This is a genomic window from Limnohabitans sp., from assembly GCF_040401495.1.
GTDB lineage: Bacteria > Pseudomonadota > Gammaproteobacteria > Burkholderiales > Burkholderiaceae_C > Limnohabitans.
Window position 1 is genome coordinate 22495 of the sequence record NZ_JBBAOI010000011.1, and the last position, 22209, is coordinate 44703.

Annotated in this window: 23 protein-coding genes; 10 read left to right on the forward strand and 13 right to left on the reverse strand. The window is 54.2% G+C overall.

From position 1 onward, the window contains the following. The first annotated feature begins 5 nt into the window (after positions 1 to 5). Together AC9UEO_RS08500 and AC9UEO_RS08505 are read left to right on the forward strand one after the other, a co-directional pair. On the forward strand, positions 6 to 1523 hold the full coding sequence (locus AC9UEO_RS08500) for an acyl--CoA ligase (RefSeq protein ID WP_509532135.1): 1518 nt from the start codon (positions 6 to 8) through the stop codon (positions 1521 to 1523). Next, positions 1523 to 2341, forward strand: a complete 819-nt coding sequence (locus tag AC9UEO_RS08505; RefSeq protein ID WP_509532137.1) for a sulfite exporter TauE/SafE family protein — start codon at positions 1523 to 1525, stop codon at positions 2339 to 2341. Before AC9UEO_RS08500 ends, AC9UEO_RS08505 begins: the two co-directional genes overlap by 1 nt. Here the strand turns inward: AC9UEO_RS08505 and AC9UEO_RS08510 are convergent. From AC9UEO_RS08510 to hemN, 3 genes are all read right to left on the reverse strand, one after another. Further along, entirely contained in the window at positions 2338 to 2781 is a 444-nt protein-coding gene (locus AC9UEO_RS08510; protein ID WP_509532139.1) for a universal stress protein, read from the reverse strand. The two genes, AC9UEO_RS08505 and AC9UEO_RS08510, sit on opposite strands and share 4 nt — an antisense overlap. Positions 2782 to 2871: 90 nt before the next feature. After that, positions 2872 to 3582 (reverse strand): sulfite exporter TauE/SafE family protein, encoded by a 711-nt coding sequence (locus AC9UEO_RS08515; RefSeq protein WP_509532140.1) that lies wholly within the window; start codon positions 3580 to 3582, stop codon positions 2872 to 2874. After that, positions 3582 to 4961, reverse strand: a complete 1380-nt coding sequence (gene hemN / locus AC9UEO_RS08520; protein ID WP_509532142.1) for an oxygen-independent coproporphyrinogen III oxidase — start codon at positions 4959 to 4961, stop codon at positions 3582 to 3584. The genes AC9UEO_RS08515 and hemN overlap by 1 nt, the downstream gene beginning before the upstream one ends. 110 nt (positions 4962 to 5071) lie before the next feature. Here hemN and fnr point away from each other — a divergent pair, with 110 nt between their 5' ends. Beyond that, the gene (gene fnr, locus AC9UEO_RS08525) at positions 5072 to 5791 is read left to right on the forward strand and encodes a fumarate/nitrate reduction transcriptional regulator Fnr (protein ID WP_509532144.1); all 720 of its coding nucleotides are present in this window, start codon (positions 5072 to 5074) and stop codon (positions 5789 to 5791) included. Positions 5792 to 5794: 3 nt separating this feature from the next. On the opposite strand, the gene AC9UEO_RS08530 is transcribed toward fnr, so the two are convergent. The 9 genes from AC9UEO_RS08530 to queG form a co-directional block, all read right to left on the reverse strand. Then, the gene (locus tag AC9UEO_RS08530) at positions 5795 to 6064 is read right to left on the reverse strand and encodes a nitrogen fixation protein FixH (RefSeq protein ID WP_509532146.1); all 270 of its coding nucleotides are present in this window, start codon (positions 6062 to 6064) and stop codon (positions 5795 to 5797) included. A 19-nt stretch (positions 6065 to 6083) separates the two neighbouring features. Next, positions 6084 to 7496, reverse strand: coding sequence for a cytochrome c oxidase accessory protein CcoG (ccoG, locus tag AC9UEO_RS08535; RefSeq protein WP_509532148.1), 1413 nt, complete (start codon positions 7494 to 7496; stop codon positions 6084 to 6086). Then, positions 7450 to 8370 carry a cytochrome-c oxidase, cbb3-type subunit III gene (gene ccoP, locus AC9UEO_RS08540; protein WP_509532150.1) on the reverse strand — a complete coding sequence of 307 codons (921 nt, stop codon included), beginning with the start codon at positions 8368 to 8370 and terminating at the stop codon, positions 7450 to 7452. The genes ccoG and ccoP overlap by 47 nt, the downstream gene beginning before the upstream one ends. Before the next feature lie 8 nt (positions 8371 to 8378). Next, positions 8379 to 8516, reverse strand: coding sequence for a cbb3-type cytochrome oxidase subunit 3 (locus AC9UEO_RS08545; protein ID WP_509532152.1), 138 nt, complete (start codon positions 8514 to 8516; stop codon positions 8379 to 8381). A 9-nt stretch (positions 8517 to 8525) separates the two neighbouring features. Next, complete coding sequence (gene ccoO / locus AC9UEO_RS08550) at positions 8526 to 9149, reverse strand: cytochrome-c oxidase, cbb3-type subunit II (RefSeq protein WP_509532154.1); 624 nt, start codon at positions 9147 to 9149, stop codon at positions 8526 to 8528. 10 nt (positions 9150 to 9159) lie between these two features. Next, positions 9160 to 10590, reverse strand: coding sequence for a cytochrome-c oxidase, cbb3-type subunit I (gene ccoN, locus AC9UEO_RS08555; RefSeq protein ID WP_509532156.1), 1431 nt, complete (start codon positions 10588 to 10590; stop codon positions 9160 to 9162). A gap of 23 nt (positions 10591 to 10613) precedes the next feature. Further along, positions 10614 to 10751, reverse strand: a complete 138-nt coding sequence (gene ccoS / locus AC9UEO_RS08560) for a cbb3-type cytochrome oxidase assembly protein CcoS (RefSeq protein ID WP_509532157.1) — start codon at positions 10749 to 10751, stop codon at positions 10614 to 10616. 1 nt (position 10752) lies between these two features. Continuing rightward, positions 10753 to 13080 (reverse strand): heavy metal translocating P-type ATPase, encoded by a 2328-nt coding sequence (locus AC9UEO_RS08565; protein WP_509532159.1) that lies wholly within the window; start codon positions 13078 to 13080, stop codon positions 10753 to 10755. 88 nt (positions 13081 to 13168) lie between these two features. Then, complete coding sequence (queG, locus tag AC9UEO_RS08570; RefSeq protein WP_509532161.1) at positions 13169 to 14278, reverse strand: tRNA epoxyqueuosine(34) reductase QueG; 1110 nt, start codon at positions 14276 to 14278, stop codon at positions 13169 to 13171. An 18-nt stretch (positions 14279 to 14296) separates the two neighbouring features. On the opposite strand from queG, the gene tsaE reads away from it, so the two are divergent. Next, a complete protein-coding gene (gene tsaE / locus AC9UEO_RS08575; protein WP_509532163.1) occupies positions 14297 to 14767 on the forward strand; it encodes a tRNA (adenosine(37)-N6)-threonylcarbamoyltransferase complex ATPase subunit type 1 TsaE in 471 nt (156 codons plus the stop codon). Then, a complete protein-coding gene (locus AC9UEO_RS08580; protein ID WP_509532165.1) occupies positions 14764 to 16137 on the forward strand; it encodes an N-acetylmuramoyl-L-alanine amidase in 1374 nt (457 codons plus the stop codon). Before tsaE ends, AC9UEO_RS08580 begins: the two co-directional genes overlap by 4 nt. A 26-nt stretch (positions 16138 to 16163) precedes the next feature. On the opposite strand, the gene AC9UEO_RS08585 is transcribed toward AC9UEO_RS08580, so the two are convergent. Further along, positions 16164 to 16793, reverse strand: coding sequence for a VTT domain-containing protein (locus tag AC9UEO_RS08585; RefSeq protein WP_509532167.1), 630 nt, complete (start codon positions 16791 to 16793; stop codon positions 16164 to 16166). A gap of 44 nt (positions 16794 to 16837) precedes the next feature. Here AC9UEO_RS08585 and mutL point away from each other — a divergent pair, with 44 nt between their 5' ends. The 5 genes from mutL to AC9UEO_RS08610 are packed head-to-tail and all read left to right on the forward strand — an operon-like array spanning position 16838 to position 22178. After that, positions 16838 to 18616: a DNA mismatch repair endonuclease MutL gene (gene mutL, locus AC9UEO_RS08590; protein ID WP_509532169.1), complete on the forward strand. Its 1779-nt coding sequence runs from the start codon at positions 16838 to 16840 to the stop codon at positions 18614 to 18616. Continuing rightward, positions 18616 to 19809, forward strand: coding sequence for a multidrug effflux MFS transporter (locus AC9UEO_RS08595; protein WP_509532171.1), 1194 nt, complete (start codon positions 18616 to 18618; stop codon positions 19807 to 19809). The genes mutL and AC9UEO_RS08595 overlap by 1 nt, the downstream gene beginning before the upstream one ends. Further along, positions 19784 to 20761: a tRNA (adenosine(37)-N6)-dimethylallyltransferase MiaA gene (miaA, locus tag AC9UEO_RS08600; protein ID WP_509532173.1), complete on the forward strand. Its 978-nt coding sequence runs from the start codon at positions 19784 to 19786 to the stop codon at positions 20759 to 20761. Before AC9UEO_RS08595 ends, miaA begins: the two co-directional genes overlap by 26 nt. Further along, positions 20749 to 21429 (forward strand): RluA family pseudouridine synthase, encoded by a 681-nt coding sequence (locus tag AC9UEO_RS08605; RefSeq protein WP_509532175.1) that lies wholly within the window; start codon positions 20749 to 20751, stop codon positions 21427 to 21429. The genes miaA and AC9UEO_RS08605 overlap by 13 nt, the downstream gene beginning before the upstream one ends. Then, positions 21426 to 22178, forward strand: a complete 753-nt coding sequence (locus AC9UEO_RS08610) for an SDR family NAD(P)-dependent oxidoreductase (protein ID WP_509532177.1) — start codon at positions 21426 to 21428, stop codon at positions 22176 to 22178. Before AC9UEO_RS08605 ends, AC9UEO_RS08610 begins: the two co-directional genes overlap by 4 nt. Positions 22179 to 22209: the final 31 nt, after the last annotated feature.

Consider the following 22209-nt stretch of genomic DNA (forward strand, 5'->3'; position numbering starts at 1 on the left):
CAGAGATGCAAACCCTTGAAGAATGGATGGCTCAAGGCCAAGCGAATGCCGTGTGTTTAAGCGCTTCGGGCGCTGCACCTTTGACTTACCAAGGATTACGCAACTTAAGCACCCATGTGCAAGAGGCACTCAATGCAGTCGGCATTGGACGCAACGACCGCGTAGCGATTGTGTTGCCCAATGGCGCAGAAATGGCTGCTGCGTTTGTGGCGGTGGCCGCTTGCTCCACCTCTGCGCCGCTTAACCCGTCATACCGTTCTGATGAATTCGAGTTTTACCTGAACGATTTGAACGCCAAAGCGCTGATGGTTGAGAAGGGCTCCACATCCCCTGCCGTAGCGGTCGCAGAAAAGTTGGGCGTGTCAATTGTGTATGTCCTACCGACACCGTCTCTTGGTGCAGGATCTTTCACACTAGACGCATCTTCTCGCCAACTTGCAACTGCGGCCAATTCAGGCATGGCACAAGCCGATGATGTGGCTTTGGTACTGCATACCTCTGGCACCACCTCACGCCCCAAAATTGTTCCGCTGACACAACGCAACGTATGTGCCTCTGCACAGCACATCGCCCGCAGCACAGCCTTCACCGCCAGCGACCGCGGCTTAAACGTCATGCCCTTGTTCCATATTCACGGGCTAATTGCAGGCATCTTGGCCCCGCTTTCACAAGGCGGCGAAGTGCATTGCACCAGCGGCTTCAATGCGCTGAAATTCTTCTCGCAAATGGAAGAAGTCAAACCCACTTGGTATACGGCTGTGCCCACCATGCACCAAGCCATCTTGTCGCGTTCAGCGAATAACAAAGAGGTGATTGCCAAGGTACCTTTGCGCTTTATTCGATCTTCCTCCTCTTCCTTGCCGCCCCAAGTGTTGGCAGAGCTTGAAGCCACCTTTCATGCGCCGGTGATTGAAGCCTATGGCATGACAGAGGCTGCACATCAAATGGCCTGCAACCCTTTGCCCCCTGGTAAGCGCAAACCGGGCACCGTGGGCTTGGCAGCCGGCCCTGAAGTGGCCATCATGGACACCGAAGGCCAACTGCTGGCGACTGGCAGTACTGGCGAAATTGTGATTCGTGGCCCCAACGTCACCCCTGGCTATGAAAACAACGACAAGGCCAATGCAGAAAACTTCACCAACGGTTGGTTTCGTACCGGCGACCAAGGCGTGATGGACAGCGAGGGCTACATCAGCATCACAGGACGCTTGAAAGAAATCATCAACCGTGGTGGCGAAAAAATCAGCCCGCGTGAAATCGATGAAATTTTGATGGACCATGCGGCGATTGCGCAAGTGGTCTGCTTTGGCATTCCCCATGAAAAATTGGGTGAAGAAGTAGGTGCTGCTGTTGTACTGCGTGAAGGACAAACTGCTACTGAAAAAGAACTGCGCGACTATGTCGCTACCCGTGTAGCTGACTTCAAGGTGCCACGCAAAATCTTGCTTCTCGATGAAATCCCTAAAGGGGCGACCGGCAAACTTCAACGCATAGGCATGGCCCAAAAGCTCGGTTTGGCTTGATGGTTTTGTCCTTTGCTGATGTGATCGTAGCCTTGGTGCTTTTGGGCACGGTGGCGGGGTTTTTGGCGGGCATGTTAGGAGTCGGTGGCGCTCTCATGATGATTCCTTTCATCACTTTTTTGCTCAGCACGCAAGGCGTTGACCCCGACTCGGCTGTCAAGATGGCAATTGCTACCGGTATGTCCACCATTGTGGTGACTTCACTTGCAAGCACCCGTGCTCACCACAAACTGGGGGCGGTGCGTTGGGACTTGGTAAAGGGTTTGGCCCCAGGTATTTTGCTCGGCAGTGCCTTTTCAAGTCTGTGGTTGTTTGCAGTTTTGAAAGGCTCTGCGCTGGCTTTGTTCTTTGCAAGCTTTACGGCGTTTTCAGCGACCCAAATGATCTTGGATAAAAAGCCCAAACCCTCTAGACAAATGCCAGGCCTGTTTGGGCAAACCGCTGTGGGTACGCTCATTGGCACTTTGTCAGGCTTGGTAGGAGCTGGTGGTGCTTTTGTCAGTATTCCCTTCATGACGTGGTGCAATATTCCCATTCGGCAAGCCGTCGCGACCAGCGCAGCCATCGGTTTTCCAGTTGCCTTGGCCAATGCACTTGGCTATGTGGTGAGTGGTTGGGATGCACCGCACAACCTTGACTGGAGCTTTGGCTACATATGGCTTCCAGGCTTGGTGGTGATTGGCTTATGCACCATGGTCACGGCGCCCATGGGCGCACGTTTGGCCCACAAACTGCCTGTGCTCAAACTCAAGCGCGGTTTTGCATTGCTGCTTTTCTTACTCGCCAGCTACATGCTTTACCGCGGCTTGCACAGTTAACGCAGCACCAACACGGGCACTTGAGAGTGTGTGAGCACGTTTTGTGTTTCGCTACCCAACAATACACGTTTGATGCCTTTGCGACCGTGTGAAGCCATCACGATCAGGTCAGCCTTGAATTTGTTAGCAGCTTTGACCAAACCTTCAGAAATATCGTCTGACTTGACCACTGAAGTCTTGACAATCACGCCTTTGGACGCAGCGCTTGATGCGATTTTGTCCAACACCACTTGAGCACCCGCCGCCCACTGAGCTTCTATGCTTTTGACGTCAATATCTGCCACCGTGAATGAGCCCTCAAAGTAGGTTTGAACGTAGCGCGGAATGACCTTCACAGCCACCAATTCGGCACTGAATTTAGATGCCAAATCGATAGCGCTTTTCACCGCTTTTTGTGACAGCTTAGAGCCGTCGGTGGCCAACATGATAGTTTTGAACATGGGTATCTCCTTGAATTACAGCCATACCGAGAAGGTATGTTTCATAGGAGAGAGCTTAAGCAAAGCATGCACTTCATATATTGATATGCATCAATAGTAGGTCACCTTGCACCACGGCGCTTGCTGCTCTACCAAGCCCATCCATAAAGCCCAAGCAGAGCTGACGGCCAATGCCAAGCCAGCCAATCGAACACCTGCATGAGAGACATTTACTTTGGTGATATTGGCTCTCTCAAGTCGCGACCAAAGCCAAGGTGCCAACATCAGCATGATGGCGCCACCCCCAGCAAAAGAAGACATCACGGCTGCGCCTTCCAAGGCAGAGCCGCTGAGCAAGGCTACCAACAGCGCAGAGTAAAGCAAGCCACAAGGCAAAAACGCCCAAACTAAACCTAACAGCAAGGGTCCGAACGGATGACGGTGAAGGGTTTGTCTTTGCTCAGGTGAAGACAGTTTGTGCCAGATACCGTTGGCTGCATGGCTGAGCCACACAGGTTGCTCCGCGCCGATGAGCAGCATCAGCCCAATCAAGGTCGCAGCAATATGCACCATGCTCCATACAGGGCGCAAAGCTGCGCTGTGTACCGTCAACCACCCCAGGGCTTGCATGGAGGCAGCAGCAACCGCACCCAAGCCAGCATAGCCAATGAGTCGTCCAAGTTGAAAAAACAAAACAGGCGTCAACGATGGCTGAGGTGACCAGCGTGAGATGCCCACACACGCGGCTCCACACATGACCAAGCAATGGGGTCCACCGACCAAGCCCATGACGGCTGTCGTCGCCAACAAAGAAACATTCATCAGATGATTTTAGAGAAGCGCGTTCGGTGTTTGTCGTGTTGTATGTAGCGGTCAAACACCATGGCAATAGCGCGGACAACAAACCATCCATCGGCTGTCACTTCTAAGTTGCCCCCATTTAACTTCACCAAACCCTGCTCTTGGATATCTGCCAAGAGTTCAAGTTCAGCGCGGAAATACTGCTTGAAATTGATCAAATAGGACAACTCGACCGACTCATAACTCAGATACCCTTGGCACATGATGGCCATGATCACATGCCGTCTAAGCAAATCGTCTCGGGTCAAAGCAATGCCTCTTTCAACAGGCAAGCGACCTTGCGCCAAGGTGTCTTGGTAGTCAGCCAAAGACTTGAAATTTTGTTGGTAAGTTGCGCCGATATTGCCAATCGAGGACACACCCAAGCCAATCAAGTCGCAATCGGGTTGGGTGGTGTAACCCTGAAAGTTTCGATGCAAACGCCCCTGACGCTTGGCAATCGCCAATGCGTCTTCTGGCAGTGCAAAGTGGTCCATGCCAATATAGACATAGCCTGCCTCTTGCAGCTGCTCCAGCGCCATGGTCAACATATCGGTTTTCATACCCGCAGTGGGAATATCCTCGACCAAGATATGCCTTTGCGGTTTAAAGCGGGCAGGCAAATGCGCATAGGCATACAAAGCGATGCGTTCAGGACGCAGCTGCACGATGCTTTTCATGGTTTGCGCCCAAGACAGCAGTGTTTGCTTGGGCAGGCCATAAATCAAATCAAGATTAACCGAGCTAAAACCCAATGTGCTCGCGTGTCGCATCAAGTTTTCAACTTGCAAAAAAGATTGTTCGCGGTGAACAGCTTCTTGAACAGTGGGATCAAAGTCTTGCACACCCAAGCTGAGTCGGTTAAAGCCCAACTCTTTCAACGTCCCCAAACGATGACTGTCAACCGTGCGGGGATCGACTTCAATCGAATACTCGCCCCCCGCTTGCCAGCTGAAAGTTTCGCTCAACATCTTCATCAGAGACTTCAGCTCTGGGTCACGCAAATAGGTTGGTGTGCCACCTCCCAAATGAAGTTGAGACACTTTGTTGCCCTCACCCAAGTAAGGTGACAGCAAGGAAACTTCTTGGCTCAGCGACTCTAGGTAACTGACGGCTTTGGCATATTGGTGAGTAATGATCTTGCTACAAGCACAGTAGTAGCATAAAGATGCACAAAATGGGATGTGTACATACACTGAAAGTGGAAAGGCATGGGAACGGGCACTGTGCCTTCTTTGTAGCAAGGCATCTTGGTATTGGCTCTCGCCAAATGCTTCAACAAAACGATCGGCTGTCGGGTAAGAGGTATACCTCGGCCCTGGAATATCGAAGCGCTGTAACAATTCAGTGGAAATAGTCATGGATTCATACTGACAAGAGTTCATAATGTGACTCAAGTTCCCTTTGGACGATTTGCGCTTAATCAAGAAAACCCAGATTCACCGCAAACTCAGAGAAATGATAAGAAGTTATGGACTCTCGTACTTTTAAAGCGGCCTGCTCCACTTGCAATTTGCGTGAGCTGTGTATGCCGGTCGACTTAAGCATCAGTGACCTCGACCGAATAGAAAACATTGTTCAAAAACGAAAACGCGTCAAACGTGGCGAACAGTTGTTCAGAAACGGTGACAGTTTTCACTCCCTCTATGCCATTCGCACAGGATTCTTCAAAACCAGCGTGAGCAGCACCGATGGTCGAGAACAAGTCACGGGTTTTCAAATGGCAGGGGAAATCATGGGGCTCGATGGCATCGTGAGTGACCGCCACACTTGCGATGCGGTGTCCCTAGAAGACGCCGAGGTCTGCATCATGCCTTTTGACCGTATCGAAGAACTGTCTCGCGAAATCAACGCCCTACAACACCATGTGCACAAGATCATGAGCCGAGAAATTGTTCGAGATCATGGCGTAATGTTGCTCTTGGGCAGTATGCGAGCCGAGGAGCGCGTGGCAGCCTTTTTGCTTAACCTCACACAACGACTGCACGCTCGGGGGTTCTCTCAATCAGAATTAGTACTTCGCATGACCCGCGAAGAAATTGGCAGTTATTTAGGTTTGAAGCTTGAAACTGTCAGCCGCACCTTCTCCAAATTCATGGAAGACGGCATCGTAGAAGTGAAGCAAAAAAACCTGCATATTCGGGACCCAGAAGCCCTCAAAATGATCGTCAACGCAGCGCATTGCGATTAACTATCAGGGCAATTTTTTAAGCGCAGTGCCAGCTGGTGTCGCTGCATGGTTACGTGCTTGAATAGCCGGGGCCAAGCTGCGATCTCGGTCGGCTTGCATGGCACGCAATGCTGCGATCTCACTCTCGTCCCTGCCCTGCATCACGGTGTCATTGCCTTGAAATGCCACAAACGCAGAAACAATACTGGCCAATACCACCAAGAGCGGACCAGACAGCACCAACCAAACGTGGCCATAAGACCACCAAGGGGCTTGGGTGTTGTGGTTAGACATGAATTTTCCCTTCAAGTGCTTAACGAGGAACCAGGAAGACCGAGGCTTCGGTGATATCGATGCTGCCATCTGCGTTGCTGACATCGAACCAAATTTTATGAGAGCCTGCTGGCAGTGCGCCATAGGGCAATGACACATCCACCACTGCCCAACGTGATTGGGCAGGCAATACCTCCACATGGGCACCGGAAGTCAGCGCCAAGCCAGGTGCTCCGCGTACTTGAATGACCATGTTTTGCGATACCTCAGTGGCATTCATGATTTGCAGTCTGAAGACATTTTCCAAATTGCCATCGGGCGTGATGCGAGCCAAGGTGCCACGGTCACGCAACACATCCACCTTCATAGGTGTGCGCAGCCATAGACTGACACCCAAAGCAATAATCAAAGTCCAAAGAATTGCGGTGTAGACCAACACCCGAGGACGAAACACCCGCTTGAGCATGGCCGCTGTGTCCCAATGGTTATTTAAGGCGTTTTGGGTGGTGTAGCGCACCAAGCCTTTGTCGTAGCCCATTTTGCTCATCACACCATCACAGACATCGGCGCATGCACCACAGCCAATGCACTCGTACTGCAAACCTTGGCGTATATCGATACCCGTAGGACAGACTTGAACACACAAGCTGCAATCGACACACGCACCCAGACCCGACTCGCTCAAGGCTACTTGGCGTGAACGCGCACCTCGTGGTTCTCCGCGCTCGTTGTCATAAGTGACGATCAAGGTGTCGTGGTCAAACATGGCGCTTTGAAAACGAGCGTAGGGGCACATGTATTTGCATACCTGCTCACGCATGAAGCCCGCATTGCCATAGGTGGCAAAGCCATAAAAGAACACCCAAAATACTTCCCACGAACCCATGCGTGTCTGCAAGAACTCCATGCCAAGGCTGTGTATCGGTGTGAAATACCCAACGAAGGTGAACCCTGTCCAAATAGATAAGCCAAGCCACAAAATATGTTTGTATGCCTTCTTAACCAATTTTTCTAAAGAAAAATTACTCTCATCCAAGTGCATTCGCGCACCTCGATCACCTTCGACTTTTCGCTCTATCCACATGAATATTTCGCTGTACACCGTTTGTGGACAAGCATAGCCGCACCACAAACGACCGGCCACGGCGGTGAACAAGAAGAGCGACAGCGCCGCTACGATCAGCATACCAGTCAGGTAAATAAAGTCTTGTGGATACAGCACCAAGCCAAACACATAAAAGCGTCTGGTTTGTAAATCAAACAGCACAGCTTGGCGCTGCCCCCACTCCAACCAAGGTAAACCGTAAAACACCAGTTGCGTGATGAATACGCCTAACCACCGCCAATAGGCAAATACCCCGTGCACCGCACGGGGGTATATCTTGGGCATAGATGCATATAAAAAATCAGGGTTTGATGGGTGCATCTTGATGGTGAGAAAGCGACCACACATAGGCTGTCAGGGCATGAATTTGCGATGGTGTCAGTCGGTCTTTTTGGGCGGGCATTTGGTTGACCTTGCCGTTTTGCACCATGGACACAATCGCACCCTCACCCCAGCCATGCAGCCAAGTTTTATCAGTGAGGTTAGGCGCACCCACGGTTTGGTTTCCCTTGCCATCGATGCCGTGACAAGAGGCGCAAACACCAAATTTCGGTTTACCAAAACCGGCTTTCAAAGAATCGTGAGGACTGCCAGACAGGCTCAATACATAGTTGGCCAGATTTTGAATGTCATCAGCTTTGCCCACCGCTGCAGCCAAGGGTGGCATTTGACCCAAGCGACCTTCGGTGATGCTGTGTTTGATTTGCGCTGTTGCGCCACCATAAAGCCAGTCACCATCAGTCAAGTTGGGAAAGCCTTTGGAGCCACGCCCGTCTGAGCCGTGGCACTGCGCACAGTTGTTCATGAACAAATGTTCGCCAATGGCGTGGCCTTGTGCATTGAAAGCCAAATCTTCGACAGGCATGGCGTCGAAACGCTGATAAAGAGACGCCAGTTGTGCGTTGGTTTGTGAAATTTCGGTGTCGTATTCAGCTTTGGAAGACCAACCCAAACTGCCCTTGTAGGTGCCTAGGCCTGGGTATAGCCACAAGTACGATAAGCCAAAAATAATGGTGATCACAAACATACCGACCCACCACACGGGCAAGGGGTTGTTCATCTCGCGCAAGTCCTCGTCCCAGACATGGCCGGTGGTGTTGTCAGCGTATCCTGTGTTTTTCTTGCGAGCGGTTACCCACAGCAACACCAAGCACGCCAGAATGCCAACAATGCTGATGACAGCGATATAAATCGACCAAAATGATCCTGTGAAGTCACTCATGGCAATCCTTATTCATCCAAAAAAGGTAACTGAGCAGCTTCATCAAAGCGTTGGTTTTTTTTGCGGTCAAAAACCCATAGCACGATGCCAAGAAAACAGAGAAAGCCCACCACGGTGGTGGCAATGCGTAAAGTAGTGATGTCCATGCTGTGTCCTTATTTCAATGCGCGGCCAAGGCCTTGCAAGTAAGCCGTCAAAGCTTGCAACTCTGTTTTGCCACGCACTGCTTCTGTGGCACCAGCAATGTCTTGATCTGTGTAGGGCACACCCACCCTACGCAAAGCTTTTAAATGGCTGGGCAAGGCATCCGCGTCAACCACATCTTTATCTAACCAAGGGTAAGCAGGCATATTGGATTCAGGAACCAAGTCCCGCGGATTGACCAAATGAATGTGGTGCCAGTCATCGCTGTACTTGCCACCGACTCGGTGCAAATCGGGACCTGTGCGTTTGCTGCCCCACTGAAAAGGATGGTCATACACAAACTCACCCGCCACCGAGTAATGGCCATAACGCAAGGTTTCTGAGCGGAAGGGACGGATCATTTGCGAATGGCAGTTATAGCAACCCTCTCGCACGTAGATGTCTCGTCCAGCCAATTCCAGCGCTGGCAAAGGCTTAACACCTTCCAGTGGTTGGGTGGTGGAGCTTTGAAAAAAGAGTGGGACGATTTCGACCAAGCCACCAAAAGCGATGACCAGCACAATCAGTACCACCATCAAAAAGCTGTGGGTTTCAATTTTTTCGTGGCTAAAGCCTTGGGGTTTTTGATCAGACATTCTTCACTCCTTAGGCGTGGGCCACTACAGCGGGTACAGGGATGGCGATGACCTTGCCTTTGACAGCGGTCATCATCACGTTCCACAACATCACCAGCATTCCAAAGAAATACAGCGCTCCACCCACGACCCTCACCACATAGTAGGGATAGGTGGCTTTGACACTTTCCACAAAGGTGTAGGTGAGCGTTCCGTCTTCGTTGATGGCACGCCACATCAGGCCTTGCATCACACCGGCAATCCACATGGCGCTGATGTAGAGAACGATGCCGATGGTGGCGGTCCAAAAATGCAACTCGATGGCTGGCACGCTGTGCATTTTTTTCTGACCAAACAAACGGGGCACCAAGAAGTAAACAGCGCCCATGGAGACCAAACCCACCCAACCCAAGGCGCCCGAATGCACATGACCCACAGTCCAATCGGTGTAATGGCTCAAGGCGTTGACTGTCTTGATCGACATCATGGGGCCTTCAAAGGTGCTCATGCCGTAGAACGATAAGGACACGATCATGAATCGCAGCACTGGGTCGTCACGCAATTTGTGCCAAGCGCCAGACAAAGTCATGATGCCGTTGATCATGCCGCCCCAACTGGGTGCCAACAAAATAAGTGAGAACACCATGCCCAATGACTGTGTCCAGTCTGGCAGAGCGGTGTAATGCAAATGATGGGGGCCCGCCCACATATAGGTGAAGATCAAGGCCCAGAAGTGAACAATCGACAAACGGTAGGAGTACACAGGGCGCTCGGCTTGCTTGGGGATGAAGTAATACATCATTCCTAAGAAACCAGCAGTGAGGAAAAAGCCCACGGCATTGTGGCCATACCACCACTGCACCATGGCGTCTTGCACTCCCGCATAGGCCGAATACGACTTCATCCACCCCGCAGGAACTGCCGCACTGTTGACCAAGTGCAGCACTGCCACGGTGAGAATAAATGCGCCATAAAACCAGTTGGCCACATAGATATGGCTGACTTTGCGTTTGACGATGGTGCCAAAAAACACAACGGCGTAAGACACCCATACCAAGGTAATCAAGATATCAATCGGCCATTCGAGTTCAGCATATTCTTTGCCGCTGGTGTAGCCCAAGGGCAAGCTGATGGCAGCAGCCACGATGACCGCTTGCCAACCCCAAAAGGTGAATGCTGCTAACTTAGGTGCGAACAACCGAGTCTGTCCTGTTCGCTGTACCACGTAGTAACTGGTGGCAAATAAAGCGCAACCGCCGAACGCAAAAATAACTGCGTTGGTGTGCAAGGGACGCAGTCTGCCGTAACTAAGCCAAGGGATGCCGAAGTTCAACTCCGGCCACGCCAGTTGCGCGGCAATGATCAAGCCTACCAACATACCGACCACACCCCAGACCACCGTCATCAGGGTGAACTGGCGCACGGCCGTATCGCTGTAGGTGCTTTCAGTGATGGAATTCATGGATGACCTTTCTACTTTTCAATTCATTCATGGCGCAGGATGCGTTCACCCTCGCCCTCTAGTTGCTCAAACTGTCCTTTGTCGATGGCCCACCACAGGCCAATCAAAATCATCAGCACCAGCACAACGGACAAGGGAATGAGTAAAAATAAAATTTCCATCTCAGGCTTTCGCGGTCTGTACAGACCAGCGTAAGGGCTGGGCCAGTTGCAAGGAATACGCCACCACGACAACAGAGCTGAGCGCCATGCCCAGTCCTGCAAGCCATGGAGGTAGGTAACCCATGAAGGCCAAAGGCACGCAGACCGCGTTATAAAGAGCGGCCCAGACCAAGTTGTGCATCACCACATTGCGTGTGCGTTTGGCTAACCCAAGGGTTTGAGCAATGGCACGCAAATGCTGGCCTTGCACCACCACATCTGAGCGAGCACGGGCAAGTGGAACCGCTTCACCAAAAGCGAAAGACACATGCGCACCCGCAAGAACCGGCATATCGTTGAAGCCGTCGCCCACCATGGCAACACGCCGACCCAAGGCCTGCAAGGCTTGGACGCGATGGAGTTTTTCTTGAGGTTTGCATTCAGCAACGAAGTTGCCCTCTGGGATGCGCAAGCGCTGGGCAATGGTTTGGACCGCTTTGACTTTGTCGCCGGACATCAAAAAAACCTCCAAGCCCTGTGCTTGTAAAGCTTGTACAGTTTCTAAAGCCTCGGGGCGCAGTTCCTCGCGAAAGGCAAAAGATGCCAACCATCCCTGGTTACTGCATAAATGCACTTGGGCGTTTTGTGCAGCTAAAGCTGGGATATCGCAATGACCAAACCAGTTTTGACAAAAGACAAGTGAACCCAAGCGCAAAGACTGGGCTTGACATTGGTCGTCAGCACTGAGCCAATTGGCAGACAAACCCTGCCCCATGGTCTCTTTCACACCGCTCAGCCCCTGCACAAAAGGCGTGTCTTTGAGCAACTGAACCACGGCTCGAGAATAAGGATGCCAAGAATGTTGCGCCATGCTGGCAGCCAAGGCGACAAGGTGGCGGCTGGCGGTGGTGCCCACATCGTTGGAACACATCACGCCCTCGGCGGTGTACAGAGCTTGCAACTCGAGGCGGTCGCTGGTCAGGGTGCCGGTTTTATCGAACACCACGGTATCCACCTGCGCCAAGGTTTCCAGCGTTTGAACGTCGCGTAACAGCACGCCTTGTCTGGCCAAGGTGCCCGCCGCCGACAACATGGCCGCAGGGGTAGCCAAGGTCAAGGCACAAGGACAAGTGACGATGAAGACCGACACAGCCACCATCAAAGCATGCGAGGGGGACACAGCCCACGCCAACCAAGCGCTCAAAACGGCGGCAAACAGCACGGCTAGCAAAAAAGGTTTGGCGATACGGTCGGCCAAGATGGCCAAGCGGGGTTTGTGCAAAGAGGCGCTTTGCATCAAGTCGACGATTTGTGCAAACCGCGTTGATGCACCCACTTGCGTGACCAGCACACGCACGGTTTGGCTTACGTTATGCGAACCCGCCATCACAGACTCCCCCATGCTTCGGCGCAAAGGTTTGGATTCACCAGTGAGCAAAGCCTCTTCCACCAAGGTCTCGCCCTGCAGGATGTTGGCGTCTGCTGGAAAAACCTCAGCGGGCCGCACTTCCAAGACATCGCCTATGCGCAAGTCATCGGTAGCAACCACATCAAACGATTGATTGGCATTCAGACGGCGCACACTGTCGGGCAAACGGTTGATCAGCGACTCTAAAGAGCCTGCAGTTTTTTCACGCAAACGTGCCTCTAACCAGCGACCGGTGAGTAAGAAAAACACAAACATGGTGATGGAGTCGAAGTACACCGCATCGCCGAACAAACCATTGGGCTCGAACATGGCGATAGTGCTGACAAAGAAGGACACCCACAAACCCAGTGCCACGGGTAAGTCCATGCTGACATGGCCTTGGCGCATATCCCGCCAAGCCGCGCTGGTGAACACATCCGCCGAGAAAAACATCACCGGCAAGGTCAGCACCCATGAAGCCCAGCGCAACAAAGACAACATATCGGGAGTGATTCCCTCAGGGCCAGCGAAATACGGCGGCAAGGCGTACATCATCACTTGCATCATGCAAAACCCAGCCACGGCCCAACGCCACAAACTTTGGCGCAGTCGCAGTCGACTGGCATCACGGGCTGCATGGTCTTGCGCGGGAATAGCGTGATAACCGGCTGAATCAACAGCGCTGAACCATTGCGAGGGTTGAACCTCAACGTCGGACCACACAATATTGGCGCGGTGAGTTGCACCATTGACTTGTGCTGACTTAACGCCAGGCACAGCCCGCAAGGCAGACTCCACATTCAAGGCACAAGCGCCGCAAGTCATGCCTTCAATGACTACCTGCGATTGCCACAAATGGTCGTCCGATACGTCGGATTTAAGCAAAGAACTGAAGGTTCCCCAGCGCTTGGGATCGTCTAGTAAGCCATAAACTGCATTCATAGCCCCGAGGCTAAAGCGGTATGCGTGCAAGCCACTTGATTTAAATCAAAACCCAGTCAAAAAGCCCTCATTACTTACGGCTTACTGACTATCCGTCATTGCGAGCTCGCAATGACGAAAGCGCCCAAACGATGTGCTCCCGCACCACCTCGCTGGGATGGTCTTGCCAACGCTGCAAGGCTTGGCGCAAAGCGTTTGCGTCAGTCTCGGGCAAGGTTTGGCGCAAAGCATTGCCTGCAGCTACTGCCAAATTGCGCAGCCAGCGTGTGTGGCCAATGCGACGTATGGCGCTGCCCTCTGTCATTCGCAAGAAGCTGTCTTCATCCCATTGAAGCAATTGCAACAAGGAAGATGCACCCAAACCGTGTCGCTCGTCAAAGTCGGGCAAAGGCGAGCGCTTGGCGAATTTGTTCCAAGGGCAGACCAATTGACAGTCATCGCAGCCATAGATGCGGTTGCCCATCAGGGGGCGAAGCTCTAAAGGGATGCTGCCCTCGTGCTCAATGGTCAGGTAAGAGATACAGCGCCTGGCATCCAATCGGTAGGGCGCGGTGATGGCTTGGGTAGGACATGCGCTGATACAGGCGCTGCAAGTGCCGCAATGCTCGGATTGAACAGCGGTTGGCTCTAGTGCGATATCAACAAAAATTTCACCCAAGAAAAAAAACGAACCCGCATCGCGTTGCAACACCAAGGTGTGCTTGCCACGCCAGCCAAGTCCGCTGCGCACCGCCAACTCGGCCTCCAACACCGGCGCGGAGTCTGTGAACACGCGAAAACCCAAAGTGCCTGCATATGCTTGCAGTTTCTCAGCGAGTTGCTGCAAACGTTGGCGCATTACCTTGTGGTAGTCCCGCCCTCGGGCGTAGACCGACACCGCGGCTTGCATAGGTTGCTGCAAGCGCTGCATTTCGTGGTCAATCCAGTCCACTGAGTAAGCATCGCTCTTTTGAGGAAGGTAGTCCATGCGGGCGGTGATGACGCTCAAGGTACCAGGGACCAACTCGGCGGGTCTGGCGCGGGTTAGGCCGTGGCGGGCCATATAAGCCATATCGCCATGGTGTCCAAGGGCCAACCAAGCCAGCAATCCAGGCTCGGCATCCTGCAAGTCCACGGGGGCTACGCCAATTTGGGAGAATCCAAGTTGCGAACCCCATTCTTGCAGTTGAGCGAGCAATGCCGATTGATTGATGGACACGAAAACCTTTTGAACGAAATGCCGATTGTAAAAACCCTGCACTGGCCCGACGAGCAAGCTTGCGCGGCCTTTGCCCAGCGCTTGGCTTTATGCCCTGCCTTGGCGGATGCCTTGGTGTGTCTGCACGGCGACTTGGGAGCCGGCAAAACCACCTTCACGCGGTACCTGCTTCAGGCCTTGGGTGTGAATGACCGCATCAAAAGCCCTACCTATGCGGTGGTGGAGCCCTATGAAGTAACCGCGAATGGCAAAAACATCTGCATTTGGCACTTCGATTTTTACCGCTTCAACGATCCGCGTGAATGGGAAGACGCCGGTTTCAGAGACATGTTTGCAAGCGTTGGCTTGAAGATTTGCGAGTGGCCAGACAAAGCCCAAGGCTTTGTGCCTCCCGCCGACTTGGACATCCATTTCAGCGTCAACACCGATGGCAGCCGTGATGTGCGCTTATGTGCCCACAGCGAATTGGGTGAAGATTTAACCGCATGAATAAATACAAGCGCCAACGCCGACAGCTTCTGCAAGCCAGTGGCATGATTTTGCTGTTGGGTCGGGCGCAGCTGGCATGGGGGGCCAGTATTTTGGCAGTGCGGGTGTGGCCTGCGGTGCAATACACCCGAGTGACCATCGAGTCCGACACCTTGCTTAAAGTCACCCACACCTTTGTGGCTAACCCGCCGCGCTTGGCGGTGGACATTGAGGGCATTGAGTTGAATGCCGCTTTACGCGATTTGGTGGGCAAGGTACGCAACGACGACCCCTTTATTACCGGCGTGCGCATTGGCCAATTCAACCCCACCACGGTGCGACTGGTGCTGGAATTGCGCCAACCAGCCAAACCGCAGGTGTTTACCTTGGCGCCTGTTCAAGCGGGGCAATCGAGTTTTCAACACCGATTGGTGTTAGACCTCTACCCCAGCCAAGAAGCAGACCCCTTGGAGGCTTTGATCGCCGAACGCTTGATGGGTGACAAGCCTGCATCTGGCAAAGACGCTTTGGGCGAGATGATTGCCAGCCACCAAAAACCACCAACAGGGTTTTCGCCTAGCCCACCGTCGCAACCCCTGCCCGTTGCACCACCCACCGTTGCGCCAGCGATGAATGAAAAACCCGCTGACAAAACCGACCGGTTTGCCGTGGTGGCCCTGGACCCAGGTCACGGCGGCGAAGACCCTGGCGCGATTGGCCCTAACGGTACACGCGAAAAAGATGTGGTGCTGCAAATTGCTCAACTTTTGCAAGAGCGCATCAACAAAACAGTGTTGAAAACCAAACGCGGAGATTTGCCGCTGCGCGCTTTTTTAACCCGCGACGCCGACTTCTTTTTACCCCTGCATGTGCGAGTGCAAAAAGCGCAAAAAGTGCAAGCCGATTTATTCATCAGTTTGCATGCCGACGCATTTTTCACGCCACAAGCCCGCGGAGCCAGTGTGTTTGCGCTGAGCCAAGGCGCGGCGTCTAGCGCGGCGGCGCGGTGGATGGCCAACAAGGAAAACGGCGCTGACGCCATTGGCGGTTTGAACATCAAAGTGCAAGACCAGCATGTGCAACGCGCTTTGCTAGACATGAGCACCACCGCGCAAATCAATGACAGTTTGAAACTGGGCAACGAAATGTTGGGGCAAATTCGCCGTGTGGGTAAATTGCACAAGCCGCAGGTGGAACAAGCAGGGTTTGCGGTGTTGAAAGCACCCGATATTCCCAGTTTGTTGGTAGAAACTGCGTTCATCAGCAACCCAGAAGAAGAGGCTTTGCTGATTAACCCCGCTTACCAAAACCAATTGGCCGACGCCTTGATGCGCGGGATTGAAAACTACTTTTTACGCAACCCACCGCTGGCACGTAACCGCTCTGCTTAGCTGCCATGGCAAGCCGCCGTAGCGCTTTAGCGCTGCGCCCGCCAAGCGCCCCAAACGGCCATCAAGCCAGGTATCAAAATCATGGCCCAAATGATCTTGTCCAAATTCGCTTTGACCCATTCAATGTTGCCAAAAAAATAACCCACAATACAAATACCCCAAACCCAGATAAAGGCACCCAAGAAATTAAAGAGCGTAAAGCGCCGCCTGTCCATATTCGCTACACCCGCGACAAACGGCGCAAAGGTGCGAATGAATGGAAGAAAACGGGCCAACACGATGGTGATGCTGCCGTAACGTTCGTAAAAGGCATGGGCTTGGTCGTAGGCTTGGCGGTTAAACCAACGCGTGTTAGCGTTGAGCAGTCGCTGCCCAAAGTGCCTCCCAATCAAGAAATTGCATTGATCACCCATGATGGCTGCAGCCGTCAACAAACCCAGAACCAACGGCAAACTCAGCAACTCGGCGCCGGCCAACGCACCCACCACAAACAGCAAAGAGTCGCCCGGCAAAAACGGCATAACCACCAAACCGGTCTCGACAAACACCACCAAAAACAAGATTGCATAGACCCACACGCCATAGGCTTGCACAAACGCCTCTAGGTAGCGGTCAATGTGCAGCACGAAATCCATCAGCAAACTTAAGGTGTCCATGGCTGGGATTATCACTGGCAGAGCACCCCTTTAGAATCAGGCGCGTGAATGCCCCCTCCTCTGCGCGACGACCCATCCGCGAACTCCCCGATGAACTGATCAGCCAAATTGCCGCCGGTGAAGTGGTCGAGAGGCCTGCGTCGGTGGTGCGTGAATTGGTGGACAACGCTTTGGACGCAGGTGCGACTCAAGTGGTGGTGCGTTTGGTCGAAGGTGGTGTGCGTCTTATCAGCGTGGAAGACGATGGCGTGGGTTTGCTAACCGCCGACATGCCGCTGGCTTTGCGCCGCCACGCCACCAGCAAGATCAGCAATTTGCACGACCTCGAATCGGTGGCCACCATGGGTTTTCGTGGCGAGGCATTGGCGGCCATTGCCGCTGTCAGTGAACTCTCTCTCACCTCTCTTACCGCCGATCAAGATCACGCCATGCAGCTCGATGCCCGCAGCGGCGAGTTGCGCCCTGCCGCTCGCAGCGTGGGCACCACCGTCGAAGTGAAAGAACTGTTTTTCAGCACACCGGCCAGGCGTAAATTTTTAAAGTCCACCGCCACCGAACTGGCGCATTGCTTGGAGTCTCTGCGCCGCCACGCCTTGGCTCGCCCAGACGTGGGTTTTGCTTTGTGGCATGACGGCAAACTGGTGGCGCAGTGGCGAGCCCACACGCATGACAACGCTTTGAACGCACGTTTGTCCGATGTGTTGGGCGAAGAATTTGTACAGGCCTCGGTAGCGGTTGACCATGTCCATGCAGGTATGCGGGTACTTGGGCGAGCTGGTTTACCCGACGCAGCAAGGTCTAGGGCTGACCACCAATTTTCCTATGTAAACGGCCGCTATGTGCGTGACCGGGTACTGGGCCACGCCGCTCGCAGCGCTTACGAAGATGTGTTGCACGGCCAGCGCCAACCGGTGTATGCGCTGTACCTGTCCATCGATCCAACAAGGGTGGATGTGAATGTTCATCCCACCAAAATCGAGGTGCGGTTTCGCGACAGCCGTGAAGCTCACCAAGCGGTGCAACACGCTTTGACCCAAGCCTTGTCGGTCTCCCGCGCAGGCCAGGCGATGAGTACTGGCAGCGCTTTGGCGTCGCACACAGGTGCCATCAACCAAAGCGCCCTGCCGTGGCGAGCGCCCACGCATGGCCACATGGTGAATGATTTGGCGCAACTGTGGCAACCCACCGCTTTACATACGCAAAGCGCAAGCGCTGAATTCACGCCATTGCCTGAGGGCGAATGGCCTTTGGGCAAGGCCTTGGCGCAGTTGCAAGGCGTGTACATCTTGGCCGAGAACGCCCAAGGTTTGGTGGTGGTGGATATGCACGCAGCCCACGAGCGCATTGTTTACGAACGCTTGAAATACCAGCTGGCGCAGCACCAAATGCAAGCCCAAGCGCTGTTGATTCCTGCATCGTTTGCAGCCACACACGAAGAAATGGCCACTGTAGAAACCCACGCCGCCACGCTGTCAGAACTGGGCTTGGCCATAGAAGCTTTAAGTGCCCAGTCGTTGGTGGTGCGAAGTGTGCCCGCCTCTTTAGCCCAAGGAGATGCGGTGGCCTTGGCGCGTAATGTGTTGGCAGAGTTGGCCCAACACGATGCCCACAACGTCTTGCAACGCGCCCGTGACGATGTGTTGGCCGCCATGGCTTGCCACGGCGCGGTACGTGCCAACCGCCAACTCACCTTGCAAGAGATGAACGCCTTGCTGCGGCAAATGGAAATCACGGAACGAGCCGACCAATGCAACCACGGCAGACCCACGTGGCGACAACTGGGGATGCGCGACTTGGACAGTTTGTTTTTAAGAGGACGTTGATGCATCCCAATTTGGTGATTTTGTTGTTGTCCTTGTCGATTGGTTTGCAACCCGTCTCCACCGACTTGTATTTACCTGGCTTGCCAGGCTTGGCGTTGGACTTGCAGGCCAGTGTGGGCATGGTGCAGTACACCCTCAGCGGCTTGCTGTTGGCGTTTGGCATTTCACAACTGTTTTGGGGACCTTTTTCGGACAAAGTGGGGCGTCGCCCCATCATGCTCACTGGCTTGGTGGTGTACACCGTGGCGGCGGTGGGGTGTGTGATCAGCCCCAGCATCGAGGTGTTGGTGGCGTGGCGGGTGTTGCAAGGTGCGGCCATGGGCGCGGTCATCACGAGTGCAAGGGCGGTGGTGCGCGACCTGTACACCCCTTTGCACGGCGCCAAAGTCATGTCCAAGGCCATGACAGGTTTGGGTTTGATGGCTTGCACCAGCCCGCCCTTGGGCGGCTTTCTCAGCCAGCACTGGGGCTGGCGTGTGGCGATGATGACGGTGGTGACCTACGCCTTGTTCACCATGGGCTTGGTGGCGTGGCGTTTCAAAGAAACCATCACCACACGCAACCCGAATGCCCTGCACCTGCCCACCATGCTGCGTATATGGGGCGAGGTGTTGCGTAACCCTACCTTCCGTGCGTTTGCGCTTTTGTCTTTGGCGGCTTATGGCGCTTTGTTCACCTACCTTGCCAGCTCATCTTTCATCTTCATTCAGGTGCTGCACCTGACAGGCTTGCAACTGGGTTGGATATTGGCGTCGATGTCGGTGGTCTACATCACCGGCACTGTCGTGTGTCGGTTTTTGCTGCGCCACATCGGTATGCGCAAAACCATCGCCTTGGCAGGACTGTTCAGCTTGGGCAGTGGCCTGTCCTTGTGTTGGATGGTCTATGGGGGAGAGCCCACGGCCATAGGCTTGGTGCTGAGCATGTACCCCATGGTGCTGGCCCACGGGGTGCATCAACCGATTGGGCAAAGTGGCGCTGTCGGTCCCTTCCCCTTGTCAGCAGGTGCTGCCTCGGCGATGAATGGTTTTTTGATGATGGTGGCAGCGTTTGGCACAGGCTTGTGGCTGAGTCACAGCATTGACGGCAGCTTGTTTCCGCTGGCGCACGGCATCGCTTTTTGGGGCACCGTACTGGCTTTGACCGCGTGGACCTTGGTGCAGTGGCATGGTGATCCCGTCCAAACCGACTGAGTTATTTCCCGCTTGGGACGCCTTGGCGCTGGTCGGACCCACCGCCAGCGGCAAGACCGCCGTGGCCTTGGCATTAGCGGCAAAGTGGCCGCTTGAAATCATCAGCGTCGATTCGGCTTTGGTCTACCAAGGCATGGACATTGGCACAGCCAAACCCACGCTTGCCGAGCGCAAAGCGGTGACGCATCACCTGATTGACATACGCGACCCCATGCAAAGCTACAGCGCTGCCGACTTCGCACGAGAGGCCACTGCCTTGATTGCCGATATACGCGGCAGAGGCAAATTGCCGCTGTTGGTGGGTGGCACCATGTTGTATGTGAAAGCTTTGATCGATGGCCTAGACGACCTGCCTTTGGCTAACCCCGAGATACGCGCTGACATTGAGGAGGATGCGCATGACAAAGGCTGGCCTGCGCTGCACGCCGAGTTGGCTTTGGTCGACCCACCCACTGCGCAACGTCTGCCACCCAACGACGCGCAACGCATCGCCAGGGCCTTGGAGGTGTGGCGCATCACGGGCAAGCCTTTGTCGTCTTTCTTTGGGGCGACACGGGTGGCGGGGCCGCGTATTGCTTTGCTGTCCTTGGAACCTCACGACCGCAAATTGCTGCATGAACGCATTGCGCAACGTTTTGACGGCATGCTGGAGCAAGGCTTGGTCGACGAGGTGAAAGCCTTGCGAAGCCGTAGCGATATGCAAGCCGACTTACCCTCCATGCGTTGTGTGGGTTACCGCCAAGTGTGGGAGGCTTTGAATGCCATTGAAGATGGCATGCCCCAAGCTGACGCCTTGCGGCAGATGCGAGAGCGTGGCATTGCAGCCAGCCGACAACTGGCTAAACGGCAACTGACGTGGTTGCGTGGCATGCCACAGCGGCAAGTGGTGACTTGCGACAGCGACTCAGTGATGGCCGATGTGCTCACCGCCTTGGCGCAATGGCAGACTTGAGCGCTTGGCAGTGCCTTCACGCAGATGAAGACCTGCTCGTGGTCGACAAACCTGCGGGCTGGCTGAGTGTGCCAGGGCGTGGGCCTGATAAACAAGATTGTTTGCTGGCGCGGGTGCAGCAACGCTACCCGCAAGCTTTGGTGGTGCATCGCCTTGACCAAGCTACCTCGGGGCTGATGCTGTTTGCGCTTAACCCCGAAACGCAGCGTCAACTGAGCATGGCGTTTGAAGCGCGGCAAGTGGAAAAAACCTATCTTGCTTGGGTGGAGGGTGTGAGGCCTTTGCAAGAAGATTGGCAGACCATCGATTTACCCATTCAAGCCGATTGGGACAGACGCCCTTTACGCATCATCAGCCCCGACGGACAAGCCAGCCAAACACGTTGGCGCTGTGTCGCTCACCATGCTGAGGAGACTGCCTCTTTGCTGGAACTGCAACCCCTGACTGGTCGCACCCATCAGCTGCGGGTGCACTTGCAAGCCATCGGTCACTCCATTTGGGGCGACGCCTTGTACGCGCCTGCCGCCGTGCAAGCCCGCAGCCCCCGCCTCATGCTGCACGCCCATACACTTGCCTTCACCCATCCCAGACAGTTAATCGGGGTCAGATTCCAATTACCTGTTAATTGGGGTCAGATCCCAATTGTTTCGAAAGCAACTCACCTATGACACAACTCACCATCCTCACTGGCGCTTCACGCGGTATGGGCTTGGCCATGGCCGAGCAACTGTGCACACCCCAGCACACCTTGCTGTGCATTTCGCGTGGCAGCTCGGACGCTTTGGAGCTGTTGGCGAAAAAGAATGGCACCACGCTGATCCAATGGCAAGCCGATTTGGCGCAACCCGAAGCCGTGGCGAACAAACTGAGGGCTTGGTTACAGGCACAAGAGGGCAACACCTTCAGCCAAACCAGTTTGATCAACAATGCGGGGGTGATTGGCCACTTAGGCCCCATCGAGCAAGCCCCAGCCAGCAGCGTGCAGCAAGCCTTGGCCATCAATTTGGCCGCACCCATGTTGCTGACGCAGGTGTTCTTGCAAGCCACCCGAGCATGGTCGGCCAAGCGCCGGGTATTGCAAATTTCATCTGGCTTAGGGCGACGTGCCATGGCGGCCAGCGCCGTGTATTGCGCCACCAAAGCGGGCTTGGACCATTTCAGCCGAAGCGCGGCGCTGGATGAAGCCTTGCTGAGCAACCCCGCACACATTGTCTCGCTCGCCCCTGGGGTAATTGACACCGATATGCAAACCGATTTACGCGCTGGCAACCCCACAGGCTTTCCTGACCAAGCCAATTTCATCCAACTGAAACAAAGCGGCTCGCTCACCTCACCCGCCGACGCAGCCGCAAGGGTGTTGGCCTTTTTGGCGCGGGGGGATTTTGGCAACAACGTCGTGGCCGATGTGCGCGATTGACAGATAATTGGGATCTGACCCCCATTAATTC